Source organism: Klebsiella sp. CD33 (assembly GCF_051992865.1).
Taxonomy (GTDB): Bacteria; Pseudomonadota; Gammaproteobacteria; order Enterobacterales; family Enterobacteriaceae; genus Klebsiella; species Klebsiella pneumoniae.
The window spans coordinates 4,160,543-4,182,742 of sequence record NZ_CP197023.1; the positions used below are offsets into that span (position 1 = coordinate 4,160,543).

Here is a 22,200-nt window from a genome sequence, read left to right on the forward strand (position 1 = left end):
TCGCCTGGATACGGCAGAAGAAAATGCCACGGCAAACGGCTAAACGATAATAAATAACTGATGATTAAACTTTCCAATATCACCAAAGTATTCCAGCAGGGGAATCGCAGCATTCAGGCGCTGAATAACGTCAGCCTGCATGTCCCTGCCGGACAGATTTACGGCGTCATCGGTGCCTCCGGCGCCGGTAAAAGTACGCTGATTCGCTGCGTGAACCTGCTGGAGCGCCCGACCGAGGGCAGCGTACAGGTTGACGGTCAGGAACTGACTGCCCTGTCGGAGAAAGAGCTAACCCGCGCTCGCCGTCAAATTGGCATGATTTTCCAGCATTTTAACCTGTTGGCCTCGCGGACCGTTTTCGGCAACGTGGCATTACCCCTGGAGCTGGATAACACGCCGCAGGCTGAAATCAAACGCCGTGTCACGGAGCTGCTGGATCTTGTCGGTCTGGGTGATAAGCACGACAGCTACCCGGCCAACCTCTCCGGCGGCCAGAAACAGCGCGTGGCGATTGCCCGCGCGCTGGCCAGCAATCCTAAAGTATTGCTGTGCGATGAAGCCACCAGCGCCCTGGATCCGGCCACTACCCGTTCCATTCTCGAACTGCTGAAAGACATTAACCGTCGTCTGGGGCTGACCATTCTGTTGATCACCCATGAAATGGACGTGGTTAAACGTATCTGCGACTGCGTGGCGGTCATTAGTAATGGTCAACTGATCGAGCAGGACACCGTGAGCGAAGTCTTCTCCCATCCGAAGACGCCGCTGGCTCAGCAGTTTATTCAGTCCACTCTGCACCTCGATATTCCGGATGACTATCAGGCGCGCCTGAAACCTACCGCCACAGCGGATAGCGTACCGATGCTGCGCATGGAATTTACCGGCCACTCCGTCGATGCGCCGCTGCTCTCTGAAACCGCGCGTCGCTTCAACGTGAATAACAACATTATCAGCGCGCAGATGGATTATGCCGGCGGGGTGAAGTTCGGCATCATGCTCACCGAAATGCACGGTACACAGGAAGACACTCAGGCGGCCATCGCCTGGCTGCAGGAACATCATGTAAAAGTAGAGGTATTGGGTTATGTCTGAGGCAATGATGTGGCTGCTGTTGCGCGGCGTATGGGAAACGCTGGCAATGACTTTTGTCTCTGGCTTCTTCGGTTTTGTCCTCGGCCTGCCGGTGGGCGTGCTGCTGTACGTTACCCGTCCGGGGCAAATCGTCGCCAATGCCAAACTGTACCGCACGCTGTCGGCGCTGGTGAATATTTTCCGCTCCATCCCGTTCATTATCCTGCTGGTCTGGATGATTCCGTTTACCCGCGTGATCGTCGGTACCTCTATCGGCCTGCAGGCAGCGATTGTGCCATTAACAGTTGGCGCCGCGCCGTTTATCGCCCGCATGGTGGAGAACGCCCTGCTGGAGATCCCCACCGGCCTTATTGAAGCCTCCCGCGCGATGGGCGCCACGCCGCTGCAGATCGTGCGCAAAGTCCTGCTACCTGAAGCATTGCCGGGTCTGGTCAACGCCGCCACCATCACGCTCATCACGCTGGTGGGTTATTCCGCAATGGGCGGCGCGGTGGGCGCCGGTGGCCTGGGTCAGATTGGTTATCAGTATGGCTATATTGGATATAACGCCACCGTGATGAATACCGTACTGGTATTGCTGGTTGTTCTGGTTTATTTAATTCAATTCTCTGGCGATCGCATCGTCCGGGCTGTGACTCACAAATAACGTTATTGGCAGACAACACTCATTCTTACAGGAAGGAAATAACATGGCCTTTAATTTCAAAACTTTTGCGGCAGTTGGCGCGTTAATCGGTTCTCTGGCGCTGGTGGGTTGCGGTCAGGATGAAAAAGATCCGAATCATATTAAAGTCGGCGTTATCGTCGGGGCGGAACAGCAGGTCGCTGAAGTTGCGCAGAAAGTGGCAAAAGAGAAGTATGGCCTCGATGTTGAGCTGGTGACCTTCAACGATTACGTTCTGCCGAACGAAGCGCTGAGCAAAGGCGATATCGACGTGAACGCCTTCCAGCATAAACCGTATCTCGATCAGCAGATTAAAGACCGCGGCTATAAGCTGGTGGCTGTCGGTAACACCTTCGTCTACCCGATCGCGGGTTATTCGAAGAAAATCAAATCGCTGGACGAACTGCAGCCGGGCTCGCAGATCGCCGTCCCTAACGATCCGACCAACCTCGGTCGTTCTCTGCTGCTGCTGCAGCAGGTGGGCCTGATCAAACTGAAGGATGGCGTAGGCCTGCTGCCGACCTCGCTGGACATCGTCGAGAACCCGAAAAACCTGAAGATTGTTGAACTGGAGGCGCCGCAGCTGCCGCGTTCCCTGGACGATGCGCAGATTGCGCTGGCCGTTATCAACACCACTTACGCCAGCCAGATTGGCCTGACCCCGGCGAAAGACGGCATCTTTGTTGAAGGTAAAGAGTCTCCTTACGTGAACCTGATTGTGGCGCGTGAAGACAATAAAGATGCTGAGAATGTGAAAAAATTCGTTCAGGCTTACCAGAGCGATGAAGTTTACGAAGCAGCAAACAAGATCTTTAACGGCGGTGCCGTGAAAGGCTGGTAATCTTTTCTCACCGTAATATCATTCAGGACGGGCTTCACGCCCGTCTTGTCATTTATGCAAGCACCTGATTCAATAACGCCCTGTTTTTTATTCATTGAGGAAATACTATGCGTGCTTTACCGATCTGTTTGTTAGCACTCATGTTAAGCGGTTGTTCCATGCTAAGCAGATCTCCCGTTGAGCCTGCTCAAAGCACTGCAACCCCGCCGGTTAAATCTGAGCCGAGCAAACCGCGCGCCACCCGCCCGGCCCCAGTACGTATTTACACCGATGCGTCAGAGCTGGTTGGTAAACCGTTCCGCGATCTGGGTGAAGTATCTGGCGAGTCCTGCCAGGCTTCGAATCAGGATTCTCCGCCGAATATCCCCACCGCGCGCAAGCGTCTGCAAATTAATGCCGCGCGTATGAAAGCTAATGCCGTCCTGCTTCACCGCTGCGAAGTGACCAGCGGTACGCCAGGCTGCTACCGTCAGGCCGTTTGCCTGGGTTCAGCGCTTAACGTCTCGGCGCAATGAGCGCATTTCAGTTCGCGCAAATAGGCGTCATCCGTTCGCCGTATAAAGAGAAGTTTGCCGTTCCTCGCCAGCCAGGCCTGGTGAAACACGGCGGCGGAGAACTCCATCTGGTCGCGCCCTATAACCAGGCCGACGCCGTGCGTGGCCTGGAGAGCTTCAGCCATCTGTGGATCCTGTTTGTGTTTCATCAGACAATGGAAGGCGGTTGGCGTCCGACGGTGCGACCTCCCCGACTGGGCGGCAATGCGCGGATGGGCGTCTTCGCCACCCGTTCAACGTTTCGCCCTAATCCCATCGGCATGTCGCTCGTTGAGCTCAAGGGCATTCGCTGTCAGAAAGATCAGGTAATACTGGAACTCGGCAGCCTCGATCTCGTCGACGGGACGCCGGTGGTTGATATCAAACCGTATCTTCCTTTCGCCGAAGCCCTGCCGGACGCCAGCGCCAGCTATGCACAGCAGGCGCCGCTGGCGGGTATGAACGTCAGCTTTACGCCGGAAATAGACGCACAGTTACTCACGCTGGAAAAACGTTACCCACATATCAAAGCGTTTATCCGCGAGGTGCTGGCGCAGGATCCGCGTCCGGCCTACCGAAAAGAGGAACAAGCGGGAAAAACGTATGCCGTCTGGCTGCTGGATTTCAACGTCCGCTGGCGGGTGATTGCCTCCGGTTTTGAAGTCTTTGCCCTCGAAGCGCGCTAATTTTATTTTCCTCTCTTTTGGCATCTTTGCCACACTGGTAAACTAAACCACTTTTTTGTTTCAGGCTGGGCAACCAGCCTGTTCCGCTCGTTTAACTGGAACCGTTACAACATGCGTACTAGCCAATATCTGCTCTCCACTCTGAAGGAGACACCTGCCGACGCCGAGGTAATCAGCCATCAGCTGATGCTGCGCGCCGGGATGATCCGCAAGCTGGCCTCCGGGTTATACACCTGGCTGCCGACCGGCGTGCGCGTCCTGAAAAAAGTCGAAAACATCGTGCGTGAAGAAATGAACAACGCCGGTGCGATCGAGGTGTTAATGCCGGTCGTTCAGCCATCTGAACTGTGGCAGGAGAGCGGGCGCTGGGAGCAGTACGGCCCGGAACTGTTGCGCATTGCCGATCGCGGCGATCGTCCGTTCGTCCTCGGCCCAACCCACGAAGAGGTCATTACCGATCTGATCCGCAACGAGCTGAACTCCTATAAACAGCTGCCGCTGAACTTCTATCAGATCCAGACCAAATTCCGCGACGAAGTACGCCCGCGTTTCGGGGTGATGCGCTCCCGTGAATTCCTGATGAAAGATGCCTACTCTTTCCATACTTCGCAGGAATCGCTGCAGGAAACCTACGACGCGATGTATGCCGCTTACAGCAAAATCTTCAGCCGTATGGGGCTGGATTTCCGCGCGGTACAGGCTGACACCGGTTCTATCGGCGGCAGCGCCTCTCATGAATTCCAGGTGCTGGCGCAGAGCGGCGAAGACGATGTGATCTTCTCCGACAGCTCCGACTACGCGGCAAACATCGAGTTTGCGGAGGCCGTTGCGCCGAAAGAGCCGCGCGCAGCCGCCACCCAGGAGATGACCCTGGTCGATACGCCGAACGCCAAAACCATCGCCGAGCTGGTGGAGCAGTTCAACCTGCCGATCGAAAAAACCGTGAAAACTCTGCTGGTGAAAGCGGTTGAAGATAGCGCTTCCCCGCTGGTTGCCCTGCTGGTGCGCGGCGATCACGAGCTGAACGAAGTGAAAGCGGAAAAACTGCCGCAGGTCGCCAGCCCGCTGACCTTCGCCACCGAAGAAGAGATCCGCGCCCTGGTGAACGCCGGTCCTGGCTCCCTGGGCCCGGTGAACATGCCGGTTCCGGTGATTATCGACCGTACTGTAGCGGTGATGAGCGATTTCGCCGCTGGCGCCAACATCGATGGCAAACACTACTTCGGCATCAACTGGGACCGCGATGTCGCGACGCCAGAAGTGGCCGACATCCGTAATGTCGTCGCCGGCGACCCGAGCCCGGACGGTAAAGGTACCCTGCTTATTAAGCGCGGTATCGAAGTGGGTCATATCTTCCAGCTGGGGACGAAGTACTCCGAGGCGATGAAAGCCGCGGTCCAGGGCGAAGATGGCCGTAACCAGATCCTGACCATGGGCTGCTATGGTATCGGGGTGACTCGCGTGGTAGCGGCGGCGATTGAGCAGAACTTTGACGATCGCGGTATCGTCTGGCCGGATGCGATTGCGCCGTTCCAGGTGGCGATCCTGCCGATGAACATGCACAAGTCTTACCGTGTGCAGGAGCTGGCGGAGAAACTGTACGCCGAGCTGAGCGCCCAGGGTATTGAAGTGCTGATGGACGATCGTAAAGAGCGTCCGGGCGTGATGTTCGCCGATATGGAGCTGATCGGTATCCCGCACACCATCGTGCTGGGAGATCGTAACCTCGACAACGATGATATCGAATACAAGTATCGTCGCAACGGTGAGAAGCAGCTGATTAAGACCGGAGATATTGTGGAATATCTGGTTAAAGCGATAAAAGGCTAACACCCACCTCAGGGCCCTGAACGGATGTCAGGGCTTTTTTTTTACAAGGACAGTACCAATGACTGCACATCTCCTCCGCAGCGGACTGCTTACTTTTGCCCTGCTCCTGCTTACCGCCTGTACCCTGGACGTCGGCCGCAGCTCGCCTTCCACATCTGCTGCCGATGACCATTCATCATCCTGGGCTGTTACCCTCCAGCGTCAAAGCTCGATTGCCGGCAGCGGACTGCGCGAAATCGCCGAAAGCGACCTGCGCTCCGGCGACCTGCTGTTCTCCTCCAGCCTGGGCGTCACATCGCTTGGGATCCGCGCCTTCAGCGCCTCTTCCGTAAGCCACGTCGCGCTGTATGTTGGCGAAGGTCAGGTTGCGGAAGCCACCGGTGCCGGCGTACAAGTGATTACCCTTCAGCAGGCGCTGGCGCACAGCGATAAACTCTTTGCTCTCAGGGTGCCTGACCTGACGCCGGACCAGGCGACGGCGATGAAAAGTTTTGCCTGGCAGGTCAAAGACAGCGGGTATAACTATCGCGGCATTATTCAGTTTATCCCTTATATGGTCACCAAACCGCTCTGCTCGCTCAACCCCTTCTCACGAGACTTTCGCCAGCAGTGCGTGAGCGGCCTGGCTAAAGCGCAGCTGGGCGATGCGGCAAGCGGCGACAAGAAAGCGTGGTTTTGCTCGGAGTTTGTCAGCGAGGCCTTTGTCCGAGCCGGGCATCCGCTGACGCTCGCGCAGGCGGCGTGGATCAGTCCTTCCGATCTGCTGCACATGCGGGAAGGAGACGTCGCCACGTTTAAACCCGAAACGCAGCTCCAGTATGTCGGGCATTTGAAACTGGGAGTTTATCTTCAGGCCGGTAAGCTGGTGGGGCTGAACAAACCGAAGGACGGTGCGGAGTAAAGAAACGATTGACGCTTTTCCGCTAGCCAGATCCACGCTCACTCTTGATGTGACAGGGCTAATAACAGGAGGAAGTAGGTGGTACTGCGCGGGATCATCCCCTGCCCGTTACCCGGACAGGGGCCTGACAATCAATGGCTGCAGTCTTTACCGGGAATAAATTTGCCGGCTTGATCCGTCATCAGCGTTTTCATCATCTCGCCGGTATCCGGGTTCGCTTCGAGAGTAAAGTGCCCTTCTACCACCAGCAGTACCGGGCGAGTATCGGTCCCGCGCGCGGCGGCATAATCCCGTTCAAGCTGGGCATTGTTCGCCACCGCGACGCGTTTACCGGTCGCACAATCGGTAAAGGTTGCCGCATCGGCCATATAGAAATACATGCCGCGCATCGCCATCGGCGTCGTCGGCAGGCTGGCCTTCACTGGCTCCAGGGTATAGTTGAGAGGAGACTGAATGGGGCTTCCGTTGCGGTCGAGCATCTCCAGCTTGTCGCCTTTCGCGCGAAAGTAAGATTTCTCGCCCTTGCTGTTGGTCAGCACCAGCTTATCCGCGGTACGTGCCCAGGTGCCGTACGAGGCAAAGGATGACGGCTCACGACGGGCGCCCTGGTAGTGCTCATTCATCACCCAGGTCCCGTCTTTTTCCAGGAACAGCGAGGTGTCGATACCTTCGCAATCCGCGCAAGGCAGCACGCCTCGCCAGCTTTGCTGCATCGGCTTGAGCTCTTCCATCGCCGCTGGCTGGACCGTGTCAGTCTCGGCGCGATGGTTACAACCAAACAGCGCGAACAGCGAACAGGCCGCTATCACGGAGAATACGATTTTCTTCACTTTGCTTTCCTTATCATCCATTTCACCCGTTCGCCGACGCCTTCACTGGCGAACTTTCCCACGCAGCGCCTTGACTGAGGACTTCTGTGCCTTGGAAGCAAGGCGTCGCTCTTTCGATGCCCGAGTCGGTCGCGTCTCCCGGCGACTTTTTTGCACTGCGGTTAATTCTTTAATAAGGGCCACCAGCCGGGCGATCGCCGCTTCACGGTTCATCTCCTGGCTGCGGTATTCCTGAGCCTTAATGATAACCACACCGTCAGCAGAAATTAAGTGGTGGCTGGCGGCGAGCAGGCGCTCTTTGTAAAACTCCGGCAGGCTTGAAGCTTTAATATCAAAGCGCAGATGGATCGCCGTCGACGCTTTGTTTACATGCTGCCCCCCTGCTCCCTGGGCGCGAATGCCTGACAAGACGATCTCGTCGTCGGCAAGGGCTACGCTGCGGCTAATAGTAATCATGCCGACGCTTGCCAGGCGGTAAGCTGAATTTCCAGATTATTCCGAGCGTCGGATAACCAGATACTGCCCTCCTGCAGAGTGGCCTGCAGCGTCATGGTACGGTCGGCAAAGGCGCTAAGCAGTGCCAGTTGCGCATCATCAAGATACCAGATGGTCAGCTTCGGGTACGCCGCAAGCTTGCTCTGATTCTGCTGCCACCAGATTTCAGCTGCCCGGCTATTATAGGCAAACAGCGCCACCGCCTGCGCCCGTGAGCAGGCTTTCTTAATCCGCCGCTCATCCGGCAGACCCAGTTCGATCCACAGATCGACCCCGAGATGATCGTTAAGCAGCCACAGCTCCGGCTCGTCATCCGACGACAGACCGCGGGTAAACTGTAGCCGTTCATCGGCATATTTGATCCATGCCAGCAGGCGCAGCATCATGCGCTCCTGGGTTTCTGACGGATGCTGAGCCAGCGTCAGGTTAGCATCCAGAAACTGGTTGCGATCCAGATCGGCTACATTTACCGCAGCTTTATATATTGTCGCTTTCAGCGCCATGAATAAACTCCTGAAAAGAATGGCGTACATTGTAGCGAAACTGGCGGCAAAAGGCTGTCGTCAATCGCAGCAACCTGTTTCATCCTGCTGAAATTGCTTAAATGACTATGATATAGTTCCCTTGCTAAACAGAGTTTATCTTCGTAGGCTTAAACTTGCATCCCACGGTTGAGTCAGAACGCTGACAGGAGGGCATGTGGACCACTATTGTGAGTTAATACGCAAGCGGTATGCGGAAATAGCCAGCGGAGACTTAGGGTATATCCCGGATGCGCTGGGTTGCGTGTTGAAAGTATTGAATGAGATTGCGGCGGATGAGGCCCTTTCGGAGTCAGTCAGGGAAAAGGCCGCTTATGCGGCAGCAAACTTACTGGTGAGCGATTATGTCAATGAATGATACTTATCAACCCATTAACTGCGATGATTACGACAACCTGGAGCTGGCCTGCCAGCATCACCTGGTGCTGACGCTGGCGCTGAAGGATGGCGAACAGCTGCAGGCAAAGGCCAGCGATCTTATCTCGCGAAAAAATATCGAGTATCTGGTGGTCGAACTCGCCGGCAACGTCCGCGAGCTGCGCCTGGATAAAATCGCCAGCTTCAGTCACCCGGAAATCGGCACCGTGGTGGTGAGCGAATCCTGAATCAAAAACGGGCTTAATCGCCCGTTTTCCTCCACATCAGCCTGACCCCTTCCCCGTCCTTCACTTCACCTTCTGTGGTCACAAACAGATCGTCCGCTGCGGCAATCGGCGTTTCGCCGTAAAACAGCAGCGGCGTGGTGTCTCGTCGCCACGGAGCAACGCCCAGCTCCTGCCAGAGCTTCTTAAGCTTGCGTCCGCCATGGCGCCCGACAATATGCAGGTGGCCGCTGGCGCGAAAGCGGACGGTGACCGGCTCATCCGCCGACGGCGGGCGCAGCCTGCCGCCGGGCTGCAGCGTCAGCTCGCCGAGACCGTCCGCCAGCCGCAGCGGCTGGCGCCAGTCGGGCCAGCGCTGAACGCTGTCCGTCTGACCGGGAAGATACTTCACCCAGTACAAACGCTGTTGAAAACGGCGGACGGTAAATTCCCCCAGCCGCAGACAGGGGCTGGCATCTTCCCGCGCCAGCGCCACCTCGTGCCAGAGGCGCTCAGGCACCTCGCGGGCGGGCATCGGCGCCTGCTGCCCGGCGAGCCAGCGACGCAGCAGCGCCGCTCGGCGCGGCGGACTCATCGTCGCCAGCGGCGCGATAGCCAGCGAGCCATCTTCGGCCACCAGCGACGCCAGCTCCGCCGCCAACATCTCGTCCAGCAGTTGTTCCTGCTCGGCGCACAGGCTGGCGCTGCGGGCGACGGCCTCGCTAAAGTGCGGCCAACGCTCGCGCAGCACCGGGATCACCCGCAGGCGCAGGAAATTGCGGTCATAGGTATCATCCTGATTACTCTCATCTTCGATCCACGACAGCTGATGGGCGAGCGCCCACTGGCGTAGTGATTCGCGGGTTTCATTGAGGAGAGGACGCAGCAGTCGACTGCCGGCAAAGGCAGAGGATGGCGCCATCGCCGACAGGCCGGTAGGACCGCTGCCGCGTTTTAACGCCAGCAGCAGGGTTTCGCACTGATCGTCCTGGTGCTGGGCGGTCACTAACACCTCGCCGGCATTGAGCGTATCCTGAAAGGCCTGATAGCGCGCCGCACGAGCGTGGGCCTCGACGCCCAGCCCTCCCCGGGCTAACGTCACGTGATGCACCACCAGCGGCACCTGCCACTGCTGGCAAATCTGCCGACAATGCGCCACCCAGTCGTCTGCGTGGGCGCTAAGGCCGTGGTGAACATGCACCGCCCGCAGCGTCAGCGAGGGATCCTGTTCCCGCAGCAGCACCAGCTGATGCAGAAGAACCGTCGAGTCCAGACCGCCGCTGAAGGCCACCAGCAGCTGGCGATGGGGATGAAGCGTATGCGCAATATCAGCCGTCATATCCACGAACATACCGAGAAGTGATGGCCCGGCACGTTACCGGGCCAGGGCCGCGCTGGCAAGATTTACTGCTGATATATTTCCAGCGGCAGGTCGTCCGGATCGCTAAAGAAGGTAAAGCGTTTACCGGTAAAGGGATCGACACGAATCGCTTCGCACTCCACGCCATGCGCGGTGAGATGGGCTACCGCGGCGTCGATATCATCCACGCTAAAGGCCAGATGACGCAGCCCGCAGGCTTCCGGACGACTGGGGCGGGCTGGCGGAAACGGGAACGAGAACAACTCAATCACATACTCGCCGTTGAGCGCCAGATCGCCTTTCCAGGAATCGCGCTCGGCGCGATAAAACTCACTTTGCAGCGTAAACCCCAGAATATCGCAATAGAACGCTTTACTGCGGGCGTAGTCGGTCGCAATGATGGCAATATGGTGAACCCGTTTCAAACCCAGCATGGTTAAACTCCTTCTGTTAAGCCAGCCACGTTACTCGTGCGCGCCGTTAACGCGCAAGCCTTTCGTCATTTTTTAAGACTCGTACCCGATACACACCGTCCTCATCGCGCTTGGCGCCGTGAATATCGGTCTCAAAGCCCGGGTAATGACGGCCGATAGAGCAAAGCATCAGCAGAAAATCGAGCACCGCCCGGCTTTCCTCGGTGATCATCTCTCCCGGCATCAGCAGCGGAACCCCCGGCGGATAAGGGAGGATCATGTTGGCCGAAATCCGCCCCACCAGGTTCTCCAGTTCAATAGTTTCCACCTCCCCCTTGATCTGGCGCTGCCAGGCGTGATGCGGCGTCATTTTCATTTCCGGCAGGACGTCAAAGGCGCTGAGCATCAGCTGCGGCAGCTGATGCTGACGGATCAAGCGGTGGATCCCCTGCGCCAGATCCTGGATCCGCATGTTGCGGTAGAAGTCGGGATCTTCGGCGTACAGATCCGGCAGCATATTTTTCACCCGCAGATTGAGATCGTAGGCGCGTTTAAACTCGGTCAGGCCGCGCAGCAGCCCCATCGCCCGGGTTTTATCGATGCCGATACTGAACAGGAACAGCAGATTGTAGGGGCCTGTTTTCTCTACCACTACGCCCCGCTCGTCGAGAAACTTCGCCACCAGCGCCGCCGGGATCCCCTCTTCATCCATATTCCCCTGCTCGTCCATGCCCGGCGTCAGAATAGTGACCTTCACCGGATCGAGATACATATGATCCGCATCGGCATCTTTGAAACCGTGCCAGTCCTCGCCCGGCGCTACCGGCCAGCACTCGGCTTTATCCACGGCTTCCGGCTGCCAGATATCAAAGAACCAGCCGTCCGACTCCTCGCGCAGTCGCTGCACCTCTTTGCGGAAGTCCAGCGCCCGCTCAATGGAGCGCTGGATCAGACGTTTACCGGAGTTGCCGCGCAGCATCGCCGCCGCGGTCTCAATCGACGCGACGATGGGGTAGCTCGGCGACGTAGAGGTATGCATCATAAAGGCTTCGTTAAAGGTCTCTTCATCATAGTTGCCTTTAATGTGGATCAGCGAGGCCTGCGACAGCGCGGCCAGCATCTTATGCGTCGACTGCGTCTCGAAGATGACTTTCCCGGGGATCCGCTCCCCGCTCATACCGCTTTTCCCCTGATATATCGGATGGAAATGGGTATAGGGCACCCAGGCGGAATCGAAATGGATCGACGGGACATCGAGCGTCTCCTTAAGCCAGGTGGTGTTATAGAGCAGACCATCGTAGGTGGAGTTGGTGATCACCGCATGCACGGGCCACTGCGCCCCGCCCGTGTCGCGCACTTTCTGCTGAATGCTGTCGCGGGTAAATTCGCGCCGGGGGATACCGCCGAGGATCCCCAGCGCGTTGCGGGTCGGCTTCAGCCACAGGGGAACCACATCGCTCATCATCAGCAGGTGGGCCAGCGATTTGTGACAGTTACGGTCAATCAGCAGGGTGCTGCCGGCGGGCGCCGAGTACATGCCGACAATTTTATTGGACGTCGAGGTGCCGTTGGTCACCATATAGCTTTGCTCGGCGCCAAAGGCGCGCGCGATATACTCCTCCGCCTCCAGGTGCGGGCCGGTATGATCCAGCAGGGAGCCCAGCTCGGTGACCGAAATCGAGACATCCGCCTTCAGCGTATTCCCGCCAAAAAAATCATAGAACAGGCAGCCCACCGGGCTTTTCTGATAGGCGCTGCCGCCCATATGGCCCGGCGTACAGAAGGTATATTTTCCCTCCTGGACATAGTTGAACAGCGCGCGGGTAAACGGCGGAGTGATATTCTCCAGGTACTCGCGGGTGTACTGCCCAATGCGGGTGGCGATCTCTTCGGAGAGTCCCAGCGCATATTCGAAGAACCACAGCGTCATGCGCAAATCCTGACTGCTGACATCCATCGTCGAGTGGGCGTTAATAAAGGCGTACAGAGGAAGGTATTCATTGAGCTGATTGATATCGCTGCACAGATCGACGCTGTATTCATCCCAGTCGAAGATCACCCCGCAGATGCGCGGGTTGTGCTCGATAAACTGCAGCAGGTCGGCGCTGTTTTGCGGCCAGATGGTCTGGAAGCCCTGGCGCTGCAGCGCCGCTTCCAGTTCTTTGATCGGCTCGTCTTTGTGGTAGACGCCGTGAGGCCCCATGATGGCGATGATATTCACGCTTTCCTCCTGGTATTCACCTAAGTCAAGCATCATAGCAATCCCCCGGGCGCATCGCACATAAAAAAAGGGCCGGAAAATCCGGCCCTTAGTGTTTAGTCCTGACGAAAAAGTTAAGCGTAACCGTAGCTCATCAGGCGCTGATAACGGCGGTTCAGCAGCTCTTCTTCGCTGAGCAGATCGAGGTCTGCCAGGTCTGCCAGCAGCTGCGCCTTCAGGCTTGCCGCCATCGCTTCCGGGTTGCGGTGAGCGCCGCCCAGCGGTTCCGGAACGATAGAATCGATCAGCTTCAGCTCTTTCAGACGCGGGGCGATAATGCCCATCGCTTCCGCAGCCAGCGGCGCTTTATCCGCGCTCTTCCACAGAATGGAGGCGCAGCCTTCCGGCGAAATGACCGAATAGGTGCTGTACTGGAGCATGTTGACCTTGTCGCCCACGCCGATCGCCAGCGCGCCGCCGGAGCCGCCTTCACCGATTACGGTGCAGATAACCGGCACGCTCAGACGCGACATCTCACGCAGGTTGCGGGCGATCGCTTCCGACTGGCCACGCTCTTCCGCGCCGACGCCCGGGTAGGCGCCCGGGGTGTCGATAAAGGTGATGATCGGCATTTTAAACCGCTCAGCCATCTCCATCAGGCGTAGCGCTTTGCGGTAGCCTTCCGGCGCCGGCATCCCAAAGTTGCGGCGAATTTTCTCTTTGGTTTCACGACCTTTCTGGTGGCCGATGATCATCACCGGACGACCGTCAAGACGCGCGATACCGCCGACAATCGCTTTATCGTCAGCGAAGGCGCGGTCACCGGACAGTTCGTCAAATTCGTCGAACGCCAGGCGGACATAATCCAAGGTGTAAGGACGGCGCGGGTGGCGCGCCAGTTGCGCAACCTGCCATGCACCGAGATCGGCGAAGATTTTGCGCGTCAGCTCTACGCTTTTCTCACGCAGACGATGCACTTCTTCGTCGATGTTAATATCCAGTTTCTCATCCTGACGGCTTACCGCAGTCAGGGAATCGATTTTCGCTTCCAGCTCTGCAATCGGCTGTTCAAAATCTAGGAAATTCAGACTCATAGTATTCCTGTATTAGTCAAACTCCAGTTCCACCTGCTCCGAGCCGATAAGGCCCCGCAGATCGTTAAGTAAACGATCGCTCGGAGAGACGCGCCATGTTGCGCCGAAACGCAACCGCGCGCGTGCATCCGCCCTCTGATAGTAGAGGTGCACTGGAATGGTTCCCGAACGGTGGGGTTCCAGAGACTGACGGAGTCGGTTTAAAAGCTGGTCATCAATTTGCCTGTCCGTCAGCGAGATAGCAAGCCCGCGAGCATATTTTTCCCGGGCTTCGTCAATGTCCATGACTTCACGGGCGGTCATTTTAAGCCCCCCGCTAAAGTCATCAAAGCTGACCTGTCCGCTGACGATAAGTATGCGGTCTTTTTCCAGCAACTGCTGATATTTATCCAGCGCGTCGGTGAATAACATCACTTCCAGCCGCCCGGAACGGTCATCCAGAGTACAGATGCCGATACGATTGCCGCGCTTGGTGACCATTACCCGCGCCGCAATCACCAGCCCCGCCGCCGTGGTGACTTTCCCACGTTCGGTCGGATGCATGTCTTTGAGCCTCACGCCGCCGACGTAGCGCTCAATCTCCTTCAGATACTGGTTAATCGGGTGTCCGGTGAGGTATAGCCCCAGGGTCTCCCTTTCACCATCCAGCACCACCTGCTCAGGCCATGGCTGGCAGCTGGCGTAGGATTGCTCAATTTGCTCGGGCTCTTCCGCCAGCACGCCGAACATATCAGCCTGGCCGATGGCCTCGGCTTTCGCGTGCTGGTCGGCGGCTTTCAACGCATCGCCCAGCGAATTCATCAGCGCCGCGCGATGTGGGCCGAGACGATCGAACGCCCCGGACATAATCAGCTTTTCCAGCACCCGACGGTTGAGCTTTTTAATATCGGTTCGCGCGCAGAGGTCGAACAGCTCGCGGAAATAGCCGCCATTGTTGCGCGCCTCAATAATCGCTTCGATCGGTCCTTCACCGACGCCCTTGATGGCGCCAATGCCGTAGACGATCTCGCCATCGTCGTTGACGTGGAAATGGTACAGGCCGGAGTTAATATCCGGGGGCAGGATTTTTAGCCCCATTCGCCAGCACTCATCCACCAGGCCAACCACTTTCTCGGTGTTGTCCATATCGGCGGTCATCACCGCCGCCATAAACTCGGCCGGGTAGTGCGCCTTAAGCCACAGCGTCTGGTAGGAGACCAACGCGTAGGCGGCGGAGTGCGATTTGTTAAATCCGTAACCGGCGAATTTCTCCACCAGGTCGAAGATTTTCATCGCCAGTTCGCCGTCTATGCCGTTTTTCTTCGCCCCATCCTCAAAGATAGAACGCTGCTTGGCCATCTCCTCCGGCTTTTTCTTACCCATCGCACGACGCAGCATGTCCGCGCCGCCGAGGGTATATCCGGACAGCACCTGGGCAATCTGCATGACCTGTTCCTGATACAGGATGATGCCGTAGGTTGGCTCCAGCACCGGTTTCAGGCTTTCATGCTGCCACTGCACGTCCGGATAAGAGATCTCCTCGCGGCCATGCTTACGGTCGATAAAGTTATCTACCATCCCCGACTGCAGCGGGCCCGGGCGGAACAGAGCCACCAGCGCGATCATATCTTCGAAGCAGTCCGGCTGCAGGCGTTTAATCAGATCTTTCATGCCGCGCGATTCAAGCTGGAAGACCGCGGTGGTTTCCGAGCGCTGCAGCATGTCGAAGCTTTTCTTGTCATCCAGTGGGATGGCGGCGATATCCAGCGGCCCTTCGCCGTTCTTCTCACGGCGCTTGTTGATCATCTCCAGCGCCCAGTTAATGATAGTGAGCGTACGCAGACCGAGGAAGTCGAATTTCACCAGCCCGGCGTATTCCACGTCGTTCTTATCAAACTGGGTAACCGGATGCAGCCCCTGCTCATCGCAATACAGTGGCGCGAAATCGGTGATTTTGGTTGGAGCGATAACTACCCCACCGGCATGTTTACCGGCGTTTCGCGTCACCCCTTCCAGCTTACGCGCCATGTCGATCAGCGCTTTCACTTCCTCGTCCGCCTCGTAGATCTCCGGCAGCTGCGGCTCGGCCTCAAAGGCTTTCGCCAGCGTCATGCCCGGATCGGGCGGCACCAGCTTGGAGATACGATCGACAAATCCGTACGGGTGACCCAGCACGCGACCGACATCGCGGATGACCGCTTTCGCCGCCATGGTACCGAAGGTGATGATCTGCGATACCGCGTCGCGGCCGTACATATCCGCCACGTGCTCAATAACCTGGTCGCGTTTCTCCATGCAGAAGTCAACGTCGAAGTCGGGCATCGAGACACGCTCCGGGTTAAGGAAACGTTCGAACAGCAGGTCGAATTCCAGCGGGTCAAGATCGGTGATCTTCAGCGCGTAGGCCACCAGCGAACCGGCGCCGGAACCGCGTCCCGGGCCAACCGGCACGCCGTTATCCTTCGACCACTGGATAAACTCCATCACAATCAGGAAGTAGCCCGGGAACCCCATCTGGTTGATAACCTGGAGCTCAATATCCAGACGCTGGTCATACTCCGGGCGCTTTTCAGCACGGACGGCAGGATCCGGGAAGAGGAATTCCAGCCGCTCTTCCAGACCCTCTTTCGATTTCATGACCAGGAAATCTTCCGTGGTCATATCGCCGGTCGGGAACTGCGGCAGGAAATATTCGCCAAGCCGCACGGTGACGTTGCAGCGCTTGGCAATTTCAACGCTGTTCGCCAGCGCTTCCGGAATATCGGCGAACAGCTCGCACATCTCTTCCTCGCTGCGCATATATTGCTGCGGCGAGTAGTTGCGCGGCCGTTTCGGGTCGTCGAGCGTAAAGCCGTCGTGGATCGCGACGCGGATTTCATGGGCGTCGAAATCGCTGGTGTCGAGAAAGCGGACATCGTTGGTCGCCACCACCGGCAGGCCGCGCGCTTCCGCCAGCGCCACGGCGGCGTGGAGATAGGCCTCTTCATCCTGTCGACCGGTACGGATCAGCTCCAGAAAATAGCGGTCCGGGAAATGCTCTTCGTAGAAGGCGACGCACTGTTCAACCAGCGGCATATTGCCGCGGATCAGGCTGACGCCGACGTCACCTTTCCGGCCGCCGGAGAGCAGAATCAGCCCTTCCTGATGTTCCACCAGCCAGTCGCGATCGATCCACGGCCCCAGGGCGCCGTAGCCGCGCTGATAGGCACGGGAAATCAACAGGGTCAGGTTCTGGTAGCCGGTGTTGTTCGCCGCCAGCACGGTCAGCTCGGTAAATTCGTCGCCGAGCAGGTCGCACTGCACGTGAAAGTCGGCGCCGACGATCGGCTTAATCCCCGCGCCGTGTCCCGTCCCGTAGAACTTCACCAGTCCGCAGAGGTTGGTGAAATCGGTGATCGCCAGCGCTGGCATGCCAAGCGAGGCCGCCTTCTTCACCAGCGGCCCGGTCTTTGCCAGCCCATCGATCATGGAATAGTCGCTGTGCACCCGCAGGTGTACGAAACGTGGTTCAGCCATCTTTAGATCCCGGTGACTTAGTTGGACGCCAGGCCCAGGGCACGCTTCACCGGGCCAAAACTGCGCCGGTGATGCTCTGTTGCGCCGTGTTCCTGCAGCTTCTGCAGGTGAACAGCGGTGGGATAGCCTTTATGCTGGGCAAATCCGTAGTGGGGAAATGCGAGGTCCAGCGTGGCCATTTCGGCGTCACGAGTGACTTTTGCCAGAATAGACGCTGCGCTGATTTCTGCCACCCGGCTGTCGCCTTTCACCACCGCCTGGGAGGGCATCGGTAGCGACGGACAGCGGTTGCCATCGATCAGGACAAACTCAGGAACAATGCTCAGGCCGGCGACGGCGCGCTGCATCGCCAGCATAGTGGCATGCAGAATATTCAGCTCGTCGATTTCGTGCGGCTCGGCGCGCCCCAGGCTCCAGCACAGCGCTTTCTCTTTAATCTCATCGAACAGCGCCAGACGACGCTTCTCGCTGAGTTTTTTGGAATCATTCAGACCCACAATCGGCTTCGCCGGATCGAGGATCACCGCCGCGGTAACCACCGCGCCAACCAGGGGGCCACGCCCGACCTCATCGACGCCGGCAACCAGATGGGTATGCGGATAGACGAACTCCATCATTGTTTTGCTAACTCCAGTACGGCGTCCGCCGCCTGCTCATCGGCGTTGCAGCGGATCTGCTGATGCAGGGCGCGGAACGTCTCATGCATCTCATGGCTGGTTTTGCCATCGGCCAGCAGCGGCTGCAGAGCGGCTGCCAGCGCCTGGGGCTCGCACTCATCCTGCAGCAGCTCTTTAACCAGTTCGCGACCGGCCAGCAGGTTCGGTAACGAGACGTAGTCGGTTTTTACCAACCGCTTCGCCAGCCAGAAGGTGAACGGCTTCATCCGGTAGCCAACCACCATCGGGCATTTCGCCAGCATACACTCCAGCGCTGCCGTCCCGGAGGCCAGCAGCGCGGCGTCGCTGGCGATCATCGCATCGCGCGCCTGACCGTCCAGCATATGCACGATCATATCCGGCGCCGTCTCAGCTTTAATACGCTCAAACTGCTCCCGCCGTTTAGCATTAACCAGCGGCACCACCACCTGCAGATCGGGATAGGTGGCGCGCAGAAGCTGCGCGGTTTTCAGGAAGTCGGCGCTAAGCATTTCGACTTCCGCGCCGCGGCTGCCGGGTAGCAGAGCGAGGCAGCGCACGCTGTGCGGGATCCCTAACCGGTCGCGCGCAGCGCCTTTGTCAGGATCCAGCGGCATCGCATCCGCCATGGTATGGCCAATAAAGCGGCAGGGGACGTTAAATTTGTCATAAAACGCTTTTTCGAAAGGCAGAAAGGCCAGCACCAGATCGGTGGATCTGCCGATTTTGAAAACGCGTTTTTGTCGCCAGGCCCAGACCGACGGGCTGACGTAGTGAATGGTTTTGATGCCCTGCTTTTTCAGATTTCCTTCGAGGGTGATATTAAAGTCAGGGGCGTCGATGCCGACGAAGACATCGGGACGCAGCTCGCCGAAGCGGCGGGTCAAATCGGCGCGAATATGGAGTAAGCGACGCAGGCGACCGAGCACTTCAACAATGCCCATCACCGCCAGCTCTTCCATTTCATACCAGGCTTCGCACCCTTCCGCCTGCATTAGCGGCCCCGCCACGCCGACAAAGCGCGCATTCGGGATGCGTGCTTTAAGCGCGCGGATGAGACCAGCGCCTAGAATATCGCCGGAGGTTTCTCCGGCGACCAGGGCAATCGTCAGGGGACGCTGTTCAGCCATTAACGAATCAAGCCGCGGGTAGAACGAGCGAAGAAATCGACAAACGGCTGAACCTCAGGATGCTGAGCAGCCAGTTCGGCGATTTCCGGCTTGGCTTCTTCCAGCGTTTTGCCGCTGCGGTACAGCAGTTTATACGCGTTGCGGATCGCGGTGATTGCTTCCCGGCTGAAGCCGCGGCGTTTCAGCCCTTCGATGTTAACGCCGAACGGCGTCGCATGGTTGCCCTGGGCAATTACGAACGGCGGAACGTCCTGCGCCACGCCGGAGCAGCCGCCAACCATAACGTGTGAGCCAATGACGCAGAACTGATGCACCGCCGTCATGCCGCCGATAATGACATAATCATCCAGCGAAACATGGCCCGCGAGCGTCGCGTTATTGGCCAGAATGCAGCGATCGCCAAGCGTACAATCGTGCGCCACGTGGGCGTTGATCATCAGCAGGTTATCGTTGCCCACCTTTGTTAATCCACCGCCCTGTACTGTGCCGCGATGAATGGTGACGCTTTCGCGAATGCGGTTGCGATCGCCAATTTCCACCCGGGTCGGTTCGCCAGCATATTTCAGATCCTGGTTAACTTCGCCGATGGAAGCGAACTGATAGATCTCATTGTCACGGCCGATTTTGGTGTGGCCGTTAACGACAACGTGAGACTTCAGCACGGTGCCTTCGCCGATTTCGACGTTAGCGCCAACAATACAAAACGGACCAATGTGGACGTTAGCGCCAATCACGGCGCCTTCTTCTACAATGGCGGTAGGATGAACAAAAGCGGTTTTATCAATCACGTATCAGGCCTCCCGGCTACGCGCACACATCATCGTCGCTTCGCAAACCACTTTACCGTCAACCAGCGCAACGCCTTTGAAACGGGTCAGGCCGCGGCGGGTTTTCTCGAAAGTGACTTCCATAATCATCTGATCGCCTGGTACTACCGGGCGTTTGAAGCGTGCTTCATCGATACCCGCGAAGTAGTACAGCTCGCCTGGTTCCAGTTTTCCGACGCTTTTGAACGCCAGAATCCCGGTGGCTTGCGCCATTGCTTCCAGAATCAGGACGCCCGGCAAAATCGGCTTACCAGGGAAGTGCCCCTGGAAAAACGGCTCGTTTACAGAAACATTTTTTACTGCGCGCAGAAAACGACCTTCTTCAAAATCCAGCACGCGGTCTACCAGCAGGAACGGGTAACGGTGAGGCAGAAGTTCCAGAATCTCTTCAATGTGCAGAGTATGAGTGTCAGTAGTCAAAATACTCTTCCTGTCTAAATGTACTAAAAGGCAATAATAACACGGCCTGCGGCAATCTTTTAGCGAATGCAACAGGCCGGAAATGTCATGTGACCAAATGATGAATTAGTCTTGTTGATTAACCTTGCGCTCAATCGCTTTCAGGCGCTTGCTCATCTCGTCGATATTCATCACCAGCGCAGCGGTTTTACGCCACGCCTTGTTCGGCTGCAGCGGAATACCGGAGGAATATACGCCAGGTTCGCTGATAGGACGCATCACCATCCCCATCCCCGTGACGGTGACCTTATCGCAGATTTCCATATGGCCGTTAATCACGCTGGCGCCGCCAATCATGCAGTAGCGGCCAATTTTCAGGCTGCCCGCCATGATAACTCCGCCAGCGACCGCGGTATTGTCGCCAATCACCACGTTATGCGCAATCTGGCACTGGTTATCAATGATAACCCCGTTGCCAATCACGGTATCGTCCAGCGCACCACGGTCAATCGTGGTGCAGGCGCCAATCTCCACGCGATCGCCAATAATGACGCGACCCAGCTGCGGGATCTTTACCCAGTTACCGCGATCGTTAGCGTAGCCGAAGCCATCCGCGCCAATCACCGTGCTGGACTGAATCAGGCAATTCTCGCCGATCTCAATCTCATGGTAAACGGTCACATTAGCCCACAAACGCGAGCCGGCGCCTATTTTCGTATTTTTCCCAACGAAGCAGCCTGCGCCGATAACTACGTTATCGCCCAGCACTACGCCGGATTCGATAACCGCGTTGGCGCCGATGGCAACGTTGCTACCCAGCTTCGCCGACGGATCGATGACCGCGCTCGGCGCGATATCCTGAGCCGGCTGCGGCGTGGTATCAAGAATTTGAGCCATGCGCGCGTAGGTCAGGTAGGGGTTACGCACTACCAGCGCGGCGCTATGGGCAAAAGGTAAATCATCCTGCGTCATCACAACGGCAGAAGCCTGGCAAGCGGCCAGGTGCTCACGGTACTTAGGGTTGACCATGAAAGTGATTTGGCCCGTTTTCGCGCTCTGCATGGACGCAACGCCGGTGATGACGATATCGCCATCACCGTGTAATTCTGCATCCAACTGCTGCGCGAGATCAGCCAGTCGAATTGAAGGCATTACTTATTTAACCTGTTTCAGCACATCAGCGGTGATGTCTTTTACATCGCTGCTGTTATATGCAACGGCATTCGCGTCAACCACCAGATCGATGCTCTGATCTTTCGCTACGCTCTGTACGGCAGTCTGGATACGGGTAACCAGTTTGCCACGCTCTTCGTTGGAACGACGTGCGCGATCCTGTTCAAACGCCTGCGCTTTCTGGGAGAAGGTCTGGCGCTGAGCCATCACGTCTTTTTCCAGTTTGGTACGTTCGGCGCCCGGCTTCATGGACTGCAGACGCTGCATTTTGGATTGCAGGTCGCCTTCCATACGCTGCAGTTCGCTAGCGCGGCCTTTGAACTCGTTTTCCAGCGTGTTGGAAACGCCAGTTTTCTGGGCAACCTGTTGGAACAGGCTGTTCATGTTCACCAGGGCAATTTTATCTGCCGCCTGAGCGGAAGTTACCATTGCCAAACCCAGACCTGCAGCTAATAACCACTTTTTCACAATAAACTCCT

The 22,200-nt window shown here is 57.4% G+C and carries 23 protein-coding genes; 9 read left to right on the forward strand and 14 right to left on the reverse strand.

The window, feature by feature from the left end; translation table 11 throughout:
- Positions 1 to 60: 60 nt before the first annotated feature.
- The 7 genes from metN (at position 61) to ACR809_RS20525 (ending at position 6,547) form a co-directional block, all read left to right on the forward strand.
- Positions 61 to 1,092 (forward strand): methionine ABC transporter ATP-binding protein MetN, encoded by a 1,032-nt coding sequence (gene metN / locus ACR809_RS20495; RefSeq protein WP_002889450.1) that lies wholly within the window; start codon positions 61 to 63, stop codon positions 1,090 to 1,092.
- Positions 1,085 to 1,738: a methionine ABC transporter permease MetI gene (locus tag ACR809_RS20500; RefSeq protein WP_002889448.1), complete on the forward strand. Its 654-nt coding sequence runs from the start codon at positions 1,085 to 1,087 to the stop codon at positions 1,736 to 1,738. Before metN ends, ACR809_RS20500 begins: the two co-directional genes overlap by 8 nt.
- A gap of 43 nt (positions 1,739 to 1,781) precedes the next feature.
- Entirely contained in the window at positions 1,782 to 2,597 is an 816-nt protein-coding gene (gene metQ / locus ACR809_RS20505) for a methionine ABC transporter substrate-binding lipoprotein MetQ (RefSeq protein WP_002889445.1), read from the forward strand.
- A 107-nt stretch (positions 2,598 to 2,704) separates the two neighbouring features.
- The gene (rcsF, locus tag ACR809_RS20510) at positions 2,705 to 3,112 is read left to right on the forward strand and encodes an Rcs stress response system protein RcsF (RefSeq protein WP_002889443.1); all 408 of its coding nucleotides are present in this window, start codon (positions 2,705 to 2,707) and stop codon (positions 3,110 to 3,112) included.
- Entirely contained in the window at positions 3,109 to 3,816 is a 708-nt protein-coding gene (tsaA, locus tag ACR809_RS20515) for a tRNA (N6-threonylcarbamoyladenosine(37)-N6)-methyltransferase TrmO (protein ID WP_004178661.1), read from the forward strand. The genes rcsF and tsaA overlap by 4 nt, the downstream gene beginning before the upstream one ends.
- Before the next feature lie 111 nt (positions 3,817 to 3,927).
- Positions 3,928 to 5,646 (forward strand): proline--tRNA ligase, encoded by a 1,719-nt coding sequence (gene proS, locus ACR809_RS20520; RefSeq protein WP_004151928.1) that lies wholly within the window; start codon positions 3,928 to 3,930, stop codon positions 5,644 to 5,646.
- Between the two features lie 58 nt (positions 5,647 to 5,704).
- Complete coding sequence (locus ACR809_RS20525) at positions 5,705 to 6,547, forward strand: YaeF family permuted papain-like enzyme (RefSeq protein WP_004212714.1); 843 nt, start codon at positions 5,705 to 5,707, stop codon at positions 6,545 to 6,547.
- 131 nt (positions 6,548 to 6,678) lie between these two features.
- Here the strand turns inward: ACR809_RS20525 and nlpE are convergent, their stop codons facing one another.
- The 3 genes from nlpE to ACR809_RS20540 are packed head-to-tail and all read right to left on the reverse strand — an operon-like array spanning position 6,679 to position 8,375.
- On the reverse strand, positions 6,679 to 7,377 hold the full coding sequence (gene nlpE / locus ACR809_RS20530) for an envelope stress response activation lipoprotein NlpE (protein WP_002889435.1): 699 nt from the start codon (positions 7,375 to 7,377) through the stop codon (positions 6,679 to 6,681).
- A 42-nt stretch (positions 7,378 to 7,419) separates the two neighbouring features.
- The gene (gene arfB / locus ACR809_RS20535) at positions 7,420 to 7,833 is read right to left on the reverse strand and encodes an alternative ribosome rescue aminoacyl-tRNA hydrolase ArfB (RefSeq protein ID WP_002889433.1); all 414 of its coding nucleotides are present in this window, start codon (positions 7,831 to 7,833) and stop codon (positions 7,420 to 7,422) included.
- A complete protein-coding gene (locus tag ACR809_RS20540; RefSeq protein WP_002889431.1) occupies positions 7,830 to 8,375 on the reverse strand; it encodes a YaeQ family protein in 546 nt (181 codons plus the stop codon). Before ACR809_RS20540 ends, arfB begins: the two co-directional genes overlap by 4 nt.
- Positions 8,376 to 8,571: 196 nt before the next feature.
- Between ACR809_RS20540 and ACR809_RS20545 the strand changes: the two genes are divergently transcribed.
- Positions 8,572 to 8,772: a YaeP family protein gene (locus tag ACR809_RS20545; protein WP_002889429.1), complete on the forward strand. Its 201-nt coding sequence runs from the start codon at positions 8,572 to 8,574 to the stop codon at positions 8,770 to 8,772.
- Complete coding sequence (gene rof / locus ACR809_RS20550; protein WP_002889424.1) at positions 8,759 to 9,019, forward strand: Rho-binding antiterminator; 261 nt, start codon at positions 8,759 to 8,761, stop codon at positions 9,017 to 9,019. Before ACR809_RS20545 ends, rof begins: the two co-directional genes overlap by 14 nt.
- A 13-nt stretch (positions 9,020 to 9,032) precedes the next feature.
- On the opposite strand, the gene tilS is transcribed toward rof, so the two are convergent.
- The 11 genes from tilS to skp form a co-directional block, all read right to left on the reverse strand.
- Positions 9,033 to 10,346 (reverse strand): tRNA lysidine(34) synthetase TilS, encoded by a 1,314-nt coding sequence (tilS, locus tag ACR809_RS20555; protein ID WP_004178654.1) that lies wholly within the window; start codon positions 10,344 to 10,346, stop codon positions 9,033 to 9,035.
- 53 nt (positions 10,347 to 10,399) lie between these two features.
- Positions 10,400 to 10,789, reverse strand: a complete 390-nt coding sequence (locus ACR809_RS20560) for a VOC family protein (RefSeq protein WP_002889387.1) — start codon at positions 10,787 to 10,789, stop codon at positions 10,400 to 10,402.
- A 46-nt stretch (positions 10,790 to 10,835) separates the two neighbouring features.
- Positions 10,836 to 12,989, reverse strand: coding sequence for a lysine decarboxylase LdcC (locus ACR809_RS20565; RefSeq protein ID WP_002889384.1), 2,154 nt, complete (start codon positions 12,987 to 12,989; stop codon positions 10,836 to 10,838).
- Positions 12,990 to 13,102: 113 nt separating this feature from the next.
- Positions 13,103 to 14,062: an acetyl-CoA carboxylase carboxyl transferase subunit alpha gene (gene accA / locus ACR809_RS20570; RefSeq protein WP_108452651.1), complete on the reverse strand. Its 960-nt coding sequence runs from the start codon at positions 14,060 to 14,062 to the stop codon at positions 13,103 to 13,105.
- 12 nt (positions 14,063 to 14,074) lie between these two features.
- Positions 14,075 to 17,557, reverse strand: a complete 3,483-nt coding sequence (gene dnaE / locus ACR809_RS20575; protein ID WP_004177353.1) for a DNA polymerase III subunit alpha — start codon at positions 17,555 to 17,557, stop codon at positions 14,075 to 14,077.
- A 17-nt stretch (positions 17,558 to 17,574) separates the two neighbouring features.
- Positions 17,575 to 18,174, reverse strand: coding sequence for a ribonuclease HII (gene rnhB, locus ACR809_RS20580; RefSeq protein ID WP_002889376.1), 600 nt, complete (start codon positions 18,172 to 18,174; stop codon positions 17,575 to 17,577).
- Positions 18,171 to 19,322, reverse strand: a complete 1,152-nt coding sequence (lpxB, locus tag ACR809_RS20585; RefSeq protein ID WP_002889374.1) for a lipid-A-disaccharide synthase — start codon at positions 19,320 to 19,322, stop codon at positions 18,171 to 18,173. The genes rnhB and lpxB overlap by 4 nt, the downstream gene beginning before the upstream one ends.
- Positions 19,322 to 20,110, reverse strand: coding sequence for an acyl-ACP--UDP-N-acetylglucosamine O-acyltransferase (gene lpxA, locus ACR809_RS20590; RefSeq protein WP_004178647.1), 789 nt, complete (start codon positions 20,108 to 20,110; stop codon positions 19,322 to 19,324). Before lpxA ends, lpxB begins: the two co-directional genes overlap by 1 nt.
- A gap of 3 nt (positions 20,111 to 20,113) precedes the next feature.
- Positions 20,114 to 20,569, reverse strand: a complete 456-nt coding sequence (gene fabZ, locus ACR809_RS20595; RefSeq protein ID WP_004145858.1) for a 3-hydroxyacyl-ACP dehydratase FabZ — start codon at positions 20,567 to 20,569, stop codon at positions 20,114 to 20,116.
- A 105-nt stretch (positions 20,570 to 20,674) separates the two neighbouring features.
- Positions 20,675 to 21,700: a UDP-3-O-(3-hydroxymyristoyl)glucosamine N-acyltransferase gene (lpxD, locus tag ACR809_RS20600; protein WP_002889327.1), complete on the reverse strand. Its 1,026-nt coding sequence runs from the start codon at positions 21,698 to 21,700 to the stop codon at positions 20,675 to 20,677.
- A 3-nt stretch (positions 21,701 to 21,703) separates the two neighbouring features.
- A complete protein-coding gene (gene skp / locus ACR809_RS20605) occupies positions 21,704 to 22,189 on the reverse strand; it encodes a molecular chaperone Skp (RefSeq protein WP_004178645.1) in 486 nt (161 codons plus the stop codon).
- Between the last annotated feature and the right edge of the window lie 11 nt (positions 22,190 to 22,200).

Coding starts and splice junctions, on each gene's coding strand:
- ACR809_RS20560 (WP_002889387.1), bottom strand. CDS start 10,789: ATGCTGGGTTTGAAACGGGTTCACCATATTGCCATCATTGCGACCGAC.
- proS (WP_004151928.1), top strand. CDS start 3,928: ATGCGTACTAGCCAATATCTGCTCTCCACTCTGAAGGAGACACCTGCC.
- ACR809_RS20540 (WP_002889431.1), bottom strand. CDS start 8,375: ATGGCGCTGAAAGCGACAATATATAAAGCTGCGGTAAATGTAGCCGAT.
- tilS (WP_004178654.1), bottom strand. CDS start 10,346: ATGTTCGTGGATATGACGGCTGATATTGCGCATACGCTTCATCCCCAT.
- accA (WP_108452651.1), bottom strand. CDS start 14,062: ATGAGTCTGAATTTCCTAGATTTTGAACAGCCGATTGCAGAGCTGGAA.
- ACR809_RS20525 (WP_004212714.1), top strand. CDS start 5,705: ATGACTGCACATCTCCTCCGCAGCGGACTGCTTACTTTTGCCCTGCTC.
- rnhB (WP_002889376.1), bottom strand. CDS start 18,174: ATGATGGAGTTCGTCTATCCGCATACCCATCTGGTTGCCGGCGTCGAT.
- lpxD (WP_002889327.1), bottom strand. CDS start 21,700: ATGCCTTCAATTCGACTGGCTGATCTCGCGCAGCAGTTGGATGCAGAA.
- ACR809_RS20500 (WP_002889448.1), top strand. CDS start 1,085: ATGTCTGAGGCAATGATGTGGCTGCTGTTGCGCGGCGTATGGGAAACG.
- rof (WP_002889424.1), top strand. CDS start 8,759: ATGTCAATGAATGATACTTATCAACCCATTAACTGCGATGATTACGAC.
- lpxB (WP_002889374.1), bottom strand. CDS start 19,322: ATGGCTGAACAGCGTCCCCTGACGATTGCCCTGGTCGCCGGAGAAACC.
- rcsF (WP_002889443.1), top strand. CDS start 2,705: ATGCGTGCTTTACCGATCTGTTTGTTAGCACTCATGTTAAGCGGTTGT.
- dnaE (WP_004177353.1), bottom strand. CDS start 17,557: ATGGCTGAACCACGTTTCGTACACCTGCGGGTGCACAGCGACTATTCC.
- tsaA (WP_004178661.1), top strand. CDS start 3,109: ATGAGCGCATTTCAGTTCGCGCAAATAGGCGTCATCCGTTCGCCGTAT.
- metQ (WP_002889445.1), top strand. CDS start 1,782: ATGGCCTTTAATTTCAAAACTTTTGCGGCAGTTGGCGCGTTAATCGGT.
- arfB (WP_002889433.1), bottom strand. CDS start 7,833: ATGATTACTATTAGCCGCAGCGTAGCCCTTGCCGACGACGAGATCGTC.
- metN (WP_002889450.1), top strand. CDS start 61: ATGATTAAACTTTCCAATATCACCAAAGTATTCCAGCAGGGGAATCGC.